The following is a 13,871-nucleotide window of genomic DNA, read 5'->3' as shown; positions in this document are numbered from 1 at the left end:
CACCAATTCCCCTATTTGTCATGACCCTGTGACCTCGTCCGGACGCCATTGTCAAGAAGCGGGAGCAGGCTGGTGCCGGGCACCCATGCCTCTCCCTGTGGCGCAAAGTGTGACCAAAATCACATTATGGGGGAAAGTCCATGTGATCAGCGGTCGGGTCAAGACGTCACCAAACAGGTACCACGATTCGGTTGCGGAGCACCCCCCACCACAGGGCAAGCTCATAAGCCGTGAGCTCTGGTCAGCAGTTGAAGGATCGCCCCCGCGCCTCCCGATCCCGGCGGGGAGGAGGCGAACGCTCCGGCCCCGGCTGGCTCACCCTCAAGCGCGTCGCCATCCTCGGTGTCAGCGTGGCCGTGCTCGCGGGCGGGACGACCTGGGTGGTCCGCACCTCGATCGAGCACAACAACGCGCCCAAGCAGGTGCTGGGCCCGGACAGCTTCCTCGCCCTCGACCCGAACGCGCCCGACCCCGAGTCCGACATCCTCAAGGAACAGGCGGTCCAGGCGCTGCGCAAGGACAGGCTGGAGAACGCCCGCGCCGACCGGAAGAAGGGTCTCGACCCGGTCGAGATCGTCCAGAAGGCTCCCGGCGGCGGCGGCTTCAACCCGGCCGACTTCCCGCCCGGCTCCTCCCCGGACCCCGGCAGCAACAAGGCGCTCGGCAAGCAGATGGCCGAGGCGCGCGGCTGGGGCGGCGAGTGGGGCTGCCTGGAGAAGCTGTGGGACAAGGAGAGCCACTGGAATGAGCGGGCCATGAACCGCTACAGCGGCGCCTACGGAATCCCCCAGGCGCTGCCGGGAAGCAAGATGGCGAGCGCGGGCTCCGACTGGCAGACGAACCCCGCCACCCAGATCAAGTGGGGTCTCGGCTACATCGCGGGCCGCTACAAGACGCCCTGCGGCGCCTGGGGACACTCCCAGTCCACCGGCTGGTATTAGTCGCGGCGCCCGATCCGCGAAACTCTGGTCAGGGTTTCTCGACCTTTCGGCAAGCCCGCGCGTACGGCGGGGGTCGCACTGCACCCTTGGCCTCATGGGTGTGAAGGTCAGCGTGGTTATGCCCGTGTCCAACCCCGGGCTGTCGAACGACGCCTTCGGCGCGTGTGTGCGTTCGGTGCTGGAGCAGTCGCTGCCGCCGGAAGAGTACGAGGTCGTCTTCGCGGACGACGGGTCGACGGACGGGACCCGCAGGCGGCTCGACGCGATCGCCGAGCAGCGCGACAACGTGCGGGTCCTGCACCTCGACCACAGCGGCTCGCCCGCACGCGGGCGCAACGTCGGCCTGTCGGTGGCGCGCGGCGAGTACGTCTACCTGCTCGGCCAGTACGACAGGCTTGAGCCGCACGCCCTGGAGCGGATGTACGACAGGGCCGTGGAGACCGACGCCGACGTGCTGATCGGCAGGCTCGCCGACCAGGGGCCGCCGGCGGCCGCCTTCGCCCGCGACCGGGACCGGGCGGACGTGCTGCGCGACCACCTCCTCGCGCTGCCGACGGCGCACAAGCTGTTCAGCCGCGACTTCCTGGAGACCTGCCAGCTCCGCTTCGCCGACCGGCCGCTGTCCGAGCAGGCCTTCGTGACCAGGGCGTACCTCGCCGCGAAGGTGATCGCCGTGCTCACCGACGAGATCTGCTGCCACCTGGGCCCGGCTTCCCCGGGAACGGCGGAGGAGGAGGGGCCGGACGCCGAGGCGCTCTTCGACGGCCTCAACGCGATCTTCGACGTGGTGGACGCCTACACCGAGCCGGGCTCACAGCGGGAGCGCATCCACGCCCACTGGTATCGGACGCTCGGGCTGCGCCGTCTTGCGGGCGCGCGGTTCCTCGGCGCCGAGCCCGACGAGCGGATGGTCCTGTTCTCCTTCCTGCGCCGCTTCACCCTCGACCGCTTCCCCGCCGCGCTCGACGTCCACCTGCCCGCGCACCTGCGCGCCCGTACGGCGCTGCTGCGCCAGGACCGCCTCGACGCGCTGGTCGCCCTCGCCGAGGCGTCCCGGGGCGCCAGGCTCAGCGCGGAGCTGCGGGATCTGCGCTGGGACCAGGGCACGCTGCTGCTCGACCTGAGCGTGGAGATCCTGCGTGCCGGGGGCGCGCCGCTGTGGCTGCGGCAGCGGGGCGACCGGCTGCTGTGGACCCCGCCCCCCGGGGTGGAGGGCCTGCTCGACGGCCTGCTCGACGACGACGCCGCCGACATGACCGACGCGGTCCGCAGGGCCCGCATGGAGGTCTGCGTCCGCCACGCGGAGACCGGGGTGGTGCATTCCCTGCCGGTCACCTGCTCGGTGGGCCGCGCGGGCGTGGGGGACCAGACGCGCGGCGGCCAGATGCGCGTGTGGGTGAGCGGTCAGGCACGGCTCGACGCCGGCGCGGCGGCCCTCGGACGGCCGCTGCCCGCCGGGCTGTGGGAGGTCCACGTGCGCATGCGGGGCGTGCAGGCGGGCCGCGCCCGGGTGGTGCGCCCCGCCCTGCCGATGAGCTGCGCGGGCGCGCTCGCCGGCGAGCCCAGGCGGCTGGTGGTGCCGTGCTGGTCCGAGCGCGGCGAGCTGGGCGTCTGCGTGGAGCCGAAGTCGTTCCCCGAGTCGATCGCGCTGGTCTCGTCCCGGGCCACCGTGGCCAGGCAGGAGGGGCACGTCTTCGTCGTCGTGCCCGTGCCGTACGTGCCGCCGAGCGGCGGGCCGCCGGCCGAGCTGGTGCTGCGTGAGCAGGACGGGCGGGGGCGCAGCATGGTCGTGCCCGCGCTGGTCGAGCCGGGGATACCCGGCCGGGTGGCCGGTCAGCTCGTCGCGCGGGTGCCGCTGAGCCGGATCGGCGGGGACGACTGCCTCGGCCCCGGCTCCTGGCGGCCCGCGCTCCGGGTCGACCAGAAGGACGTGGACCTGCTGTTCGGGCTGACGGTGCGCCGCGGCGGGCAGGTGTCCGTCCTGCCCGCCGGGGCTTCGCCGCAGGCTCCCTCACTGCTGCGGCGCATCGCCGTCCGCGTCCTGCGCGACCGCCGCTGACCTCAAATCGCTCAGGACTCTCCGCGCAGGTGCGCGAGCAGCGCCGCGCGGAACTCCGCCGGCCTGTCGAGGTGCGGGCCGTGGCCGGCCCCCTCGACGACCACCTCCCGGTAGGCGCCGTAGCGGTCCAGCGCGGCCCGCGTCTGGGTCACCATGGGCTGGGCCGGCGTGCCGTCCCAGCCGGGCACCGCGCCGATCGCCCCCAGGTGCGCGAGGTCGAACAGCGACGTGTCCGAGACGATCACGTCCTGGTCGCCCCTGATCCACAGGATGGGCGGCTTCGGGTCGATCTCGTGCAGGTCGTCGATCCGGAAGTTGGTCGGCGCGATCGTGTTCAGCACGCCCCGCTTGCCGGGGGCCAGGCCCGGCCAGGCGTCCGAGGGCAGGGAGTCGCCCGGGTAGTGGTCCTCGCCGATCCGGGTGGACAGCATCGACTCCACGAACGCGTCCTCCTCCTCACCCAGGTCCGTCCCCGCGGCGACGTACGCGGTGCGCAGCACGGTGCGGGGCGAGACGGGGGAGTCGGCCGACCGGTCGCCCGCCTGGAGCGCCGCCACGAACTCGGGGTTGGCCGCGCCGCCGCCGGAGCCCACGCCGTCGGGGCTGGTGAGCACGCCGTCCGGGCCCGTGGTGCCGCCGAAGCCGTACGGCGAGACGGGGTTGACCAGCGTGGCGCTCAGCACCGCCGCGGGCCGGTCGCGCATGGCCTGCATGACGACCCCGCCGCCGAGGCTCCAGCCCACCAGGTGCGCGGGCCCCAGATGATCGAGCAGCGCGAGCACGTCGTCGGAGTAGTCGCGCACGCCCCGGCTCGCGTCCACCGGCTCGGGGTCGGAGTCGCCGAAGCCACGCAGGTCCAGCGCGTACGGACGGAACCCCTCCGCCGCGATCGCGGTCATCGTCGAGCGCCAGAACGCGCTGGAGGAGACGTTGCCGTGCACGAACACCACCGGGTCGCCCGCAGAGTCCGGCACGGACAGGACGTTGAGGGTCAGACGGGGCGTTCTGACGCGCTCGGCGGATATGGGCAGGGTCATGATGGTGCTCCCAGTGTGCAGGTGTTCTCGAGGTCGCCCGTGGCCGGGCGAGGCAGGGTGGCGCTCGGAGGCGGCGGTGTGCCCGTGCCGATCCACGCCTCCAGCGCGGTGAACGCGCTGCGGAAGCAGGGCAGCAGGGGCCGCAGGCGGTCGGGGAAGGCCGGGTAGAGGCTGTCGACGTGGGTGCCGTCCTCGACGCGGTAGTAGCGCAGCAGCCGGTCGCGGTGCCGGTCGGCGATCATCTTGGCGTAGACATCCGAATCCTCGCGGATCGGCAGCAGCGCGTCCAGAGTGCCGTGGACGACGATCAGCGGCCGCTTGATCTTCCCGGTGACGCTCACCCGCGCGACCGCCTGCTTCACGGCCGCGGGCCTGGAGGCGTAGTCGTAGTCCGTGTCGCAGGCGGGCGTGCCGGAGGCGCAGAACGGCGTGCCCGCCTCGGCGTCGCCGTCATAGGCAGGGTCGAACTCCTCACGGAAGACGCGCTGGGTGAAGTCCCAGTAGTACTGGTAGTGGAACGGCCACAGGAAGTCGGACTCCGGCGCGAAGCCCGCCGCCGCGACCCCGGCCGTGTCGCCCTTCGCGTACGCGCGCAGCGCGGGCGGCAGGAACGTCAGCAGGTTGGGCCCGTCGGGGGTGAAGAGCGTGCCCTCCCAGTCGACGCCGCCGTCGAACAGGTCGGGGCGGTTCTCGATCTGCCAGCGGACCAGGTAGCCGCCGTTGGACTGACCGGCCGCGATCGTCGTGCGGGCCGGCCTGCCGTACCGCTGCCGGACGACGGCCTTGGCGGCGACCGCCAGCTCGCTGACCCGGCGGTTCCACTCGGCCACCGCGTCTCCGGGCCGTACGCCGTCGCGGTAGAAGTAGACGCCGGTGTTGCCCTTGTCGGTCGCGGCGTACGCGTAGCCCTTGGCCAGCGCCCAGTCGGAGATCGTGAAGTCGTTGGCGTACGTCTCCCGGTTGCCGGGCGACCCGGCGACGACCAGGCCGCCGTTCCACCGCTCGGGCAGCCGGATCACGAACTGCGCGTCGTGGTTCCAGCCGTGGTTGGTGTTCCCGGTGGAGGTGTCGGGGAAGTAGCCGTCGATCTGCACGCCGGGCACGCCGCTGGGGTTCACCGCGCCGGTGGAGTTGAGGCCCGACCAGTCCGACTGGTCGGTGTGGCCGGAGACCAGCGTGCCCTTCGTGGTGAGGTCGTCGAGACAGGCGACCACCTGCTTCTGCGCGCCCGGCACGATCACGTTCGGGCAGGCGGCGGCCTCGGACGGGATGGCGGCGGCCAGGGGGAGGGCCAGCGCCAGGGCGGCCAGCATGACGGAACCGGGGCGCATCAGGCCTCCTTCACGATCGCGGCGGCCTGGGCGGCGCCCGAGGTCGGCTCGATGGCGGACAGGTCGCGGTCGCGGGTCTCCCTGGAGGCGATCACCGCGATGATCGTGAGGACCGCCGCCGCCACCACGTACACGGAGACCGGCACGCTCGACCCGTACGCGTCGAGCAGGGCGACCGCGATCAGCGGGGCGACGCCGCCGGCCGCGATCGAAGCGAGCTGGTAGCCGATCGACACGCCCGAGTAACGCATCCGGGTGGCGAACAGCTCGGAGAAGAACGCCGCCTGCGGGCCGTACATCGCGCCGTGCAGCAGCAGACCGACCGTCACGGCCACGGTGACAAGGGCGAAGTTCTTGGTGTCGATCAGCGGGAAGAACGCGAAGGCCCACAGGCCGACGCCGACGGCGCCGAGAAGATAGACCGGGCGGCGGCCGAGCCGGTCCGACAGCGCGCCCCACAGCGGGATCGTCACGAAGTGGAACGCCGAGCCGATCAGCACCGCGTTGAGCACGGTGCCCTTGGGCAGGCCCGCCGCCGTGGTGCCGTACACGAGGACGAACGCGGTGATCACGTAGTAGGAGACGTTCTCGGCCATCCGGGCGCCCATCGCCACCAGCACGTCGCGCCAGTGGTGCCGCAGCACGCCGAGGATCGGGGCCTTCGGAGCGGGCTCCTGCCGCTCGAGCGCCTCCTGGAACACCGGCGACTCGGTGACCGTCAGCCTGATCCACAGGCCGATCAGCACGAGCACGCCGGACAGCAGGAACGCGATCCGCCAGCCCCAGGCGAGGAAGGCGTCGTCGGGCTGCACCGCGGCCAGCAGCGCCAGCACTCCGGTGGCTATCAGGTTGCCGCCGGGAGCGCCGGCCTGCGGCCAGGACGCCCAGAAGCCGCGGTTGCGGGGGTCGCCGTGCTCGGAGACCAGCAGCACCGCGCCGCCCCACTCGCCGCCGAGGGCGAAGCCCTGCACCAGGCGGAGCGCGGTCAGCAGCAGGGGCGCGCCGGCGCCGAGGGCGGCGTACGTCGGCAGGCAGCCGATCAGGAACGTCGAGCCGCCCATCATGAGCAGGCTGATGACGAGCAGTCGCTTGCGGCCGAGCCGGTCGCCGTAGTGGCCGAAGACCAGCCCGCCGAGGGGCCGGGCGACGAAGCCGACGGCGTAGGTGAGGAACGCCAGCAGGGTGCCGGTCAGCTCGTCCTCGGTGGGGAAGAACAGCTTGTTGAAGACCAGGGCGGCGGCCGAGCCGTACAGGAAGAAGTCGTACCACTCGATGGTGGTGCCGATCAGGCTGGCCCCGACGACCTTTCCGATACGGGCAGGTGGGGTATTTGCCATGGGAACTCCTCCGATGGGGGGGTTCCGCCACGGTATGCAGTGACCGAGGTCACTCCTATGGGGCGCCGCCACACACCTCAGGCGTCCGGCATGTGGGTGCGCAGCCGGTGCAGCCGCAGGGCGAGCTGGATCTCCAGGGCGCGCTCGGGCTCCTGCCAGTCCGCGCCGAGCAACTGCCCCACCCGGTCGAGCCGCTGGGTCACCGTGTTGACGTGGATGTGCAGGGCCTCGGCCGTACGCGACAGGGAGCCGCCCGCGCCGAAGTAGGCGTTCAGCGTCTTGACCAGGGCGGTTCCCCGGCGCGCGTCGTAGTCGAGCACCGGCCCGAGCGCGCCGGACAGGAAGCCCGACACCTCGCGCCGCTCGCCCACCAGCAGGCCGACGAAGCCCAGCTCCTCGGCGCTCGCGCCGTCACCCGTACGGCCCAGCGCCACCAGCGCCCCGGCGCAGCGCCTGGCCTCGGAGTAGGCGGTGGCGACCGCCGTCACCGGCCCGGAGGCCGGCGCGGCCCCCGCCGTCGCCGGGCGGCCGAGCGAGGCGCTCAGCTCGGCCGCGACGCGCCGGGCCAGCGCGCCGGGCTGGTCGCCGGGCAGCAGCAGCACGACCTCGTCGCCCCGGGTGGTGGCCAGGCCGTGCGCCAGCGTCGCCTGGGACGACGCCCAGAACGCGCCGCGCTCCCGCTGCCCGTCGTGCCGTGCCACGACCAGCACGTGCGGCGCGTCGAGGTCGACGCCGAGCCGCCGCGCCCGGTCGTGCAGCCCGCGCAGCTCCGGGCGGGAGACCAGGTCGTCGAGCAGTTCGCCGCGCACCCGCCCCTCCGCCTCGGCCACGCTGCGGCGGAACAGCAGCAACAGCGCGGTGACGATCGCGGCGCGCTCCAGGATCCGCTGGTCGGTGTCGGACACCGGGCGGTCGGTCCGCAGGACCAGCGTGCACAGCGGCGCCGCCCCCACGTCCACCGACGCGACGTACGCGTCGCCGCGCTTGACCGTGCGGCCGAGGGCGCGCGAGGACTGGGCGGCGTCGAACACGCCCGTGTCCAGGTCGCCGGACTCGCCCACGAGGGGGCGGCCCTCGTCGTCCAGCACGGTCAGGCGGCCGCCCAGGACCTCGGTGACGACCGCGGCGACGTCCTCGACCCCGCCGCCGCGCAGCACGAGGCCGGTCATCCGGTCGTGCGCGTCGGCGGCCCGCTCGATCGACTCGCTGTGCGCCCTGATCAGCGTGTTCGCCTCGCTCAGCTCGCCCAGCGCGGCCCGGGTCTCCTGCAGCAGCCGGGCGGTGTCAATGGCCACGGCGGCGTGCGCCGCCAGCGAGCACAGCAGCGCCACCTCCTCCTGGGCGAACGGCCTGGCGCTGCGGTTGGCCGCGAACAGCACGCCGATGACCTGCGTGCCGAGCCGCAGCGGCACCCCGAGGATCGCCACCAGGCCCTCCTCGTGGACGGCCACGTCGATCGCGTTCATGTGCCGGAACCTGGGGTCGGCGAAGTAGTCCGCCGTGTTGTACGGCGTGCCGCTCTGCGCCACCAGCCCGCCCAGCCCGGCGCCCATGGGCAGCCGCAGCCGCCGGAAGCTGGCCGAGATCGACCCGTCGGTCACCCGCATGTAGGTGTCGCCGCGCTCGGGGTCGTTCAGCGTCATGTACGCGATGTCGGTGCCGAGCAGCTGCCTGGCCCGGTGCACGATGGCCTCCAGTACGGCGTCCAGGTCGCGCAGCCCGGCCAGGTCGCTGGCGGTGTCGAACAGCGCCGACAGCTCCGCCTCCCGCTTGGCCCGCCGGCGCAGCACGGCCCGCACCTGCAGCGCCGCGACCTTGGCCCGCTCCAGCTCCTCCAGCGTCGCGGAGTCGGCCCCGGCCGCCCTGGCCTGCAGGATCGGGCCCTCGAACTCGACCGCCGACGCCTCCCGCGCGAGCAGGTCGAGATAGGCGTACGCGCTGTTTTTGGGGGCCGGAGCGTTTTTGGGGGCCGGAGTGGTCAGCGTGCGCTCCATCCTCCGTCGATGGGGATCGAGACGCCGGTGACGAACGATCCCTGCGGGCCGCACAGGTAGGCGACCATCTCGGCCACCTCGTCCGGCTCGATCAGCCGCTTGATCGCCGCGGGGGCGAGCATGATCTGCTCCACCACCTCGTCCTCGCTGATCCCGTGAGTGTGCGCCTGGTCGGCGATCTGGTTCTCCACGAGCGGAGTGCGGACGTAGGCGGGGTTGACGCAGTTGGAGGTCACGCCGTGCGGCGCCCCTTCGAGGGCGATCACCTTCGACAGACCCTCAATCGCGTGCTTGGCCGTCACGTACGCCGCCTTGAACGGCGAGGCGCGCAGGCCGTGCACCGAGGAGATGTTGACGATCCGGCCCCAGCCGCGCTCGTACATGCCGGGCAGCACGTCCCGCACAAGCAGGAACGGCGCCTGGACCATCACCCGCATGATCTTTCCGAAGATCTCGGGCGGGAACTCCTCGATCGGAGCCACGTGCTGGAACCCCGCGTTGTTCACCACGATGTCGGCACGGAGGCGGGTGTCCGGCGAGGGCGGGAGCTGGCCGCGCCAGGCCACCAGGAACTCCGGATCGGACAGGTCGACGGCCACCGGCGTGCCGCCGATCTCCGCGGCCACCTTGGCCGCGGCCTCGGCGTTGATGTCGGCGGCGATGACGTGCGCGCCCTCGGCGGCCAGGCGCCGGGCACACGCCCGTCCGATGCCGCTCCCCGCGCCGGTGACGAGGGCCGTACGCCCTTCAAGGCTCATGCTGCCTCACGATAGGAACCAGGTTCCGCCCGGCACATGGCGGCCGGCGACATAGATGCCTGCCTTCCTATGTGGGGCGGGTCATGGAGAGCACGTCCAGTGCCTGGTCGAGTTGCTCCTCGGTCAGCGCGCCGCTCGCCACGTGGCCGCGCTCGATGACGACCTCCCGGATCGTCTTGCGCTCCTTCAGCGCCTGCTTGGCGATCCTGGCGGCCTCCTCGTACCCCACGTACCGGTTGAGCGGGGTGACGACCGAGGGCGACGACTCGGCGTACTCGCGCAGGCGCTCCACGTTCGCGGTGATCCCGCTGACGCACCGGTCGGCGAGCAGCCGCGACACGTTGGCCAGCAGCCGGATCGACTCCAGCACGTTGCGGGCCATCACCGGCAGCATCACGTTGAGCTCGAACGACCCCGAGGCCCCGGCCATCGTGATCGCGGCGTCGTTGCCCACGACCTGCGCGGCCACCATCGTGACGGCTTCAGGGATGACCGGGTTGACCTTCCCCGGCATGATCGACGAGCCCGGCTGCAGGTCGGGCAGGTTGATCTCGGCCAGGCCCGCGCGCGGGCCGGACCCCATCCAGCGCAGGTCGTTGGCGATCTTGTTGAGCGAGACGGCGATCACCTTGAGCATGCCCGACAGCTCGACCAGGCCGTCACGCGCGCCCTGCGCCTCGAAGTGGTCCCTGGCCTCGGTGAACGGCAGGCCGGTCGTCCGGCTCAGCTCGGCGATCACGGCCTGAGCCCAGCCGGGGCCCGGCACGTTCACGCCGGTGCCCACGGCCGTGCCGCCCAGCGGCAGCTCGGCCAGGCGCGGCAGCGCCGCCTGGAGCCGTTCGAGCGCCAGCTCGACCTGGGTGGAGTAGCCGCCGAACTCCTGGCCGAGCGTGACCGGCGTCGCGTCCATGAGATGGGTGCGGCCCGACTTCACCACGTCGGCGAACTCTGTCGCCTTCTCCTCCAGCGTGGTCGCCAGGTGCTCCAGCGCGGGCGTCAGCTCGTGCACCACGGCGTACGTCGCCGCGACGTGGATGGAGGACGGGAAGACGTCGTTGGACGACTGGGCGGCGTTGACGTGGTCGTTGGGATGGACGGGCCGGCCGAGCCGCTCCTGCGCCAGCGTGGCGACCACCTCGTTCATGTTCATGTTGGACGAGGTGCCTGAGCCGGTCTGGAAGACGTCCACCGGGAACTGGTCGTCCCAGCGTCCCCCGGCGACCTCCTCGGCCGCCTCCTGGATCGCTTGCGCCATGTCCTTGTCGATCACGCCGTACTCGGCGTTGACCTTCGCGCAGGCGGCCTTGATGCGGGCGAGCGCCGCGATGTGCGCGGGCTCCAGGCCCCGCCCCGACACCGGGAAGTTCTCCACCGCCCGCTGCGTCTGGGCCCGCCACTTGGCATGGGCGGGCACCCGGACCTCGCCCATGGAGTCGTGCTCGATGCGGAATTCGTCCATGCCTCAGTCCTTCAGCCTCTCCCCGTCGCATCGTTCCTGCCCGGATCCACGCCCTCTGAACGGTCAGTAACCGGCCACCGCGTCGGGCAGCTCCAATCCCGTGATATCCCGGAAGACATTCGCGACTGCTCCGGGATCCCTCTGATACTCCTCACGCAGACCCGCCTCGATCGCCTCGATCGTCCTGTGCATTCCCCCGGCGAGTTGCCATGCCTCGGTCAGGCGCACGACGGTCTCCTCGTTGTGGCCGAAGATGTCGGCCGTGAAGCGGAGGTCCGCGGCCATGATCGGCGGCTCGGCGGCCTCGGCCAGGCTGTCCGTCAGAGGGCTGCCGAGGAAATGCGCCACGTCGAGCGTCCGAGGGCTCGGCACAGGCCACCTCCGTTCCACCGTCGTCCACCTCGGGCTCCCGCCACCGCCCCATTGGTACTCCGTGTCGCCGGCGTAACGGACGATCAAATCGGAGACGTCGTCCCGCGTTACCCACTCGATCTCGAACAGCAGGGACATCGCGGTGAAGACTTCGACGCTCAACCGTGAGTGCCACAGGGTTGCCAGGCGCCACCAGGCTTCGGCCGGAGGCTCGCTGTCGGGAAAAAGCTCGCCGGCCGCTATGCCGTCGGCGGTGAGGGCGGCGAGGATCACGAGGTTGGCCGTGTAGTGGGCGTATCGGGTGATGAAGGTCGACTTCTCCGGCCGGTAGTCGGCGTAGCTCTGGTCGGTGCGGCTCTCGGCGGTGTGCAGCAGCCGGACGAGCAGGTCCGTTGTCGGCTCGCGGTCGAGGGCGAGCAGCAGGTAGCGGAGGAACTCCACGATCGGCTGTCGCTCGGTCAGCACCGAGAACGACAGCAGCGCGTGGAGGAGCCCGTCGTCCGGCTGCGGGCGGCCGAAGAACGGGTCGGCGGGGGCAGTCTCGCGGGCGACCATGCCACGCAACACGTCGCGCGTCATCCGCGCGACGAGGTACTCGCCGAAGGTGGCGTGCAGGAACTCGTACGTCTGCAGCGAGGCGTGGTCACGGACGGCGGACGCCTGGTGGACGAAGAAGAACTTCCCGATCACCTGGTCGGCTCGGGACAAGGGTGCCTGGAAGCTCGTGGTCTGAGCCGCCGGAGCCGGGAGCAGCGCGGCCAGGTCGTTGTTGAGATCGCCGGTCGTGACCCACTGCCTGCCCCGGTTGAACATCGCGAACGCCCCGACGGCCAGGGTGCGCAACTCCGTCTCGACTGCCTGGGCCGCCGCCGTCTCCGGCAGTCCCGGCTGGTGCTTGTCCACCTCGCGGCGGGCGAAGCGGGTCAGCAGCCGCTCGTACAGCTCGGCCTGGCTGAGCCCGGTCTCGCCGCGCTGCAGGGCGTTGGCGTCGGCGTCGTAGAGGGCGAGCATCAGCAGCAGCAGCGGTTGCGACGCCAGGTCGCCATGCGCCAAAGCCGTCTCGGGTGGCAGGGGTTTCAGGCCGTGCGCGGTGAAGTACTCGTTGTTCGCGGCGTTCCACACTGCCAGCCAGCGGCGGACCTGCTCCTCCTTGAAGGGCTCGAGCCGGATCGTCAGGCATCCGGGTGGGAAGCGCATCCGGTCGGCGACAGCCGTACGCGTGGTGACGAGCACGGCCGCCGGGCGGCCGAGGTCCGCCTCCCGGCGCTGGAAGTCGGCCACCCGGCTCAGGTAGTCGGACCGGTGGACGCCGGTCGCCTGCAGCAGCTCGTCCAGCCCGTCCAGCATGACGACCGGCAGCGCGCCGTCCGCCGACCGCGTCAGCTCCGGCCAGCCGACGTGCTCCCCGGTGGCCTCCCGGACCGCAGCCTCGATCTGCTCCTGGATCGTCCCGTCGGCCGGCACCTCCCGCAGCGGCACCCGCACCGGGAGGAAGTCGCCGTCCGGGAGACGCCCGGCGAGGATCTTGGTGAGCACGGACTTGCCCGCGCCGGGCTGGCCGAGCACGACCAGAGGCGTCCTGTGGCCTCGGGCGAAGTGAAGTAGCGGGCCAGGAATGCGGCGATGTCGTCCCTCGGCTCCGCCTTGTCCCACCACCACTCCGCACTCGGATCGGCCTGCTCGCCGTACTCGGCCAGCCGGAAGTCCGGGTTCACGTACGCCTCGACGAGGCTGGGCATGCGCATGCCCGAGGGGACCTCGCCCGACTGAGCAATGGGCCGATCCAAGGCTGCCCGGTGCGCCAGGGACAGTGCGTGCGGATGATCGGGTGCGCTGGTATGGGCGGCGACCTGAGTGAGCAGCGCCTCCAACTCGGCCAGGCCGGTGTCGACTCGTTGCCGGGAGATCATGTCCTGCCACAGCGCGAACTCGGGGACGTCCAGAGCCAGCCGCCGGTGGAGTTCCTCGTACTTCCGGCGGGCGGCCTCGGGCAGCTCCTCCTCGATCGCCGTCTTCGCGCGTTCCCATTCGGTCGCGTTCAGGCGGTCACGGACCGCCAGCCCGGAGACGAACCCGGTCAGCCCCGCCGCGAGCTTTCGGTAGTACGCGTCGATCGAGTCGAGCATGTCCGCGTAGGAGTGATCGGCACGCAGACCGGCCGGCTCGATCGTCATCAGCGTGTGGACGAACGAGCCCCGCTCGGCGTCCGACCCGGCGAGTTCCGCCTGCTCGTCCCGATCGAGGCGGAGCTCCTTCGGATCGAACGGCAGGGGCAGCTCGCCGAGGGCCTCGAAGAACGCCGCCACCACGAGGACGGCCTGGGCCGCCTCCAGCCGGGCCGTACGGTCGTACCGGTTCAGGCCCGTCACCCGGTCACGGAGCTTGCCGGTCGCCTCGCCCGCCAGCCGTACGGCCTCGTCCTTGATGTCGAACAAGGACAATCCCGGCACGGCCCCGACGAGCGTGCCGGTGAGGGCCTTCGCGACCTTGCTCTCCCGTTCGAGCAGGCGGACGGCATCGGCGTAGCTGATCCCTTTGCGCACCGGTCACTCCAGGGGGACACCGACGGTATTTGTGACCTTG

The 13,871-nt window shown here is 71.8% G+C and carries 9 protein-coding genes; 2 read left to right on the top strand and 7 right to left on the bottom strand.

Features of this window, described 5'->3' with window-relative positions; genetic code table 11:
• Positions 1-248: 248 nt before the first annotated feature.
• Together ABZ857_RS15555 and ABZ857_RS15550 are read left to right on the top strand one after the other, a co-directional pair.
• On the top strand, positions 249-941 hold the full coding sequence (locus ABZ857_RS15555; RefSeq protein ID WP_357043288.1) for a transglycosylase SLT domain-containing protein: 693 nt from the start codon (positions 249-251) through the stop codon (positions 939-941).
• 94 nt (positions 942-1,035) lie between these two features.
• Complete coding sequence (locus ABZ857_RS15550; protein ID WP_357043286.1) at positions 1,036-3,000, top strand: glycosyltransferase family 2 protein; 1,965 nt, start codon at positions 1,036-1,038, stop codon at positions 2,998-3,000.
• A gap of 11 nt (positions 3,001-3,011) precedes the next feature.
• On the opposite strand, the gene ABZ857_RS15545 is transcribed toward ABZ857_RS15550, so the two are convergent.
• From ABZ857_RS15545 to ABZ857_RS15515, 7 genes are all read right to left on the bottom strand, one after another.
• Positions 3,012-4,037 carry an alpha/beta hydrolase gene (locus ABZ857_RS15545; protein WP_357043284.1) on the bottom strand — a complete coding sequence of 342 codons (1,026 nt, stop codon included), beginning with the start codon at positions 4,035-4,037 and terminating at the stop codon, positions 3,012-3,014.
• Entirely contained in the window at positions 4,034-5,368 is a 1,335-nt protein-coding gene (locus tag ABZ857_RS15540) for a 3-hydroxybutyrate oligomer hydrolase family protein (protein WP_357043282.1), read from the bottom strand. Before ABZ857_RS15540 ends, ABZ857_RS15545 begins: the two co-directional genes overlap by 4 nt.
• Complete coding sequence (locus ABZ857_RS15535) at positions 5,368-6,705, bottom strand: MFS transporter (protein ID WP_357043281.1); 1,338 nt, start codon at positions 6,703-6,705, stop codon at positions 5,368-5,370. The genes ABZ857_RS15540 and ABZ857_RS15535 overlap by 1 nt, the downstream gene beginning before the upstream one ends.
• A 77-nt stretch (positions 6,706-6,782) precedes the next feature.
• Positions 6,783-8,699, bottom strand: coding sequence for a helix-turn-helix domain-containing protein (locus ABZ857_RS15530; protein WP_357043279.1), 1,917 nt, complete (start codon positions 8,697-8,699; stop codon positions 6,783-6,785).
• Positions 8,684-9,457: a 3-hydroxybutyrate dehydrogenase gene (locus tag ABZ857_RS15525; protein ID WP_357043277.1), complete on the bottom strand. Its 774-nt coding sequence runs from the start codon at positions 9,455-9,457 to the stop codon at positions 8,684-8,686. Before ABZ857_RS15525 ends, ABZ857_RS15530 begins: the two co-directional genes overlap by 16 nt.
• Positions 9,458-9,524: 67 nt before the next feature.
• On the bottom strand, positions 9,525-10,916 hold the full coding sequence (locus ABZ857_RS15520; RefSeq protein WP_357043275.1) for a class II fumarate hydratase: 1,392 nt from the start codon (positions 10,914-10,916) through the stop codon (positions 9,525-9,527).
• A 63-nt stretch (positions 10,917-10,979) separates the two neighbouring features.
• Positions 10,980-12,854 carry a hypothetical protein gene (locus ABZ857_RS15515; RefSeq protein WP_357043273.1) on the bottom strand — a complete coding sequence of 625 codons (1,875 nt, stop codon included), beginning with the start codon at positions 12,852-12,854 and terminating at the stop codon, positions 10,980-10,982.
• Positions 12,855-13,871: the final 1,017 nt, after the last annotated feature.

The organism is Microbispora sp. NPDC046933 (assembly GCF_040644635.1).
Taxonomy (GTDB): domain Bacteria; phylum Actinomycetota; class Actinomycetes; order Streptosporangiales; family Streptosporangiaceae; genus Microbispora.
This window is presented reverse-complemented; position numbering and strand designations above follow the sequence as displayed.

Coding starts and splice junctions, on each gene's coding strand:
- ABZ857_RS15535 (WP_357043281.1), bottom strand. CDS start 6,705: ATGGCAAATACCCCACCTGCCCGTATCGGAAAGGTCGTCGGGGCCAGC.
- ABZ857_RS15545 (WP_357043284.1), bottom strand. CDS start 4,037: ATGACCCTGCCCATATCCGCCGAGCGCGTCAGAACGCCCCGTCTGACC.
- ABZ857_RS15540 (WP_357043282.1), bottom strand. CDS start 5,368: ATGCGCCCCGGTTCCGTCATGCTGGCCGCCCTGGCGCTGGCCCTCCCC.
- ABZ857_RS15525 (WP_357043277.1), bottom strand. CDS start 9,457: ATGAGCCTTGAAGGGCGTACGGCCCTCGTCACCGGCGCGGGGAGCGGC.
- ABZ857_RS15550 (WP_357043286.1), top strand. CDS start 1,036: ATGGGTGTGAAGGTCAGCGTGGTTATGCCCGTGTCCAACCCCGGGCTG.
- ABZ857_RS15530 (WP_357043279.1), bottom strand. CDS start 8,699: ATGGAGCGCACGCTGACCACTCCGGCCCCCAAAAACGCTCCGGCCCCC.
- ABZ857_RS15520 (WP_357043275.1), bottom strand. CDS start 10,916: ATGGACGAATTCCGCATCGAGCACGACTCCATGGGCGAGGTCCGGGTG.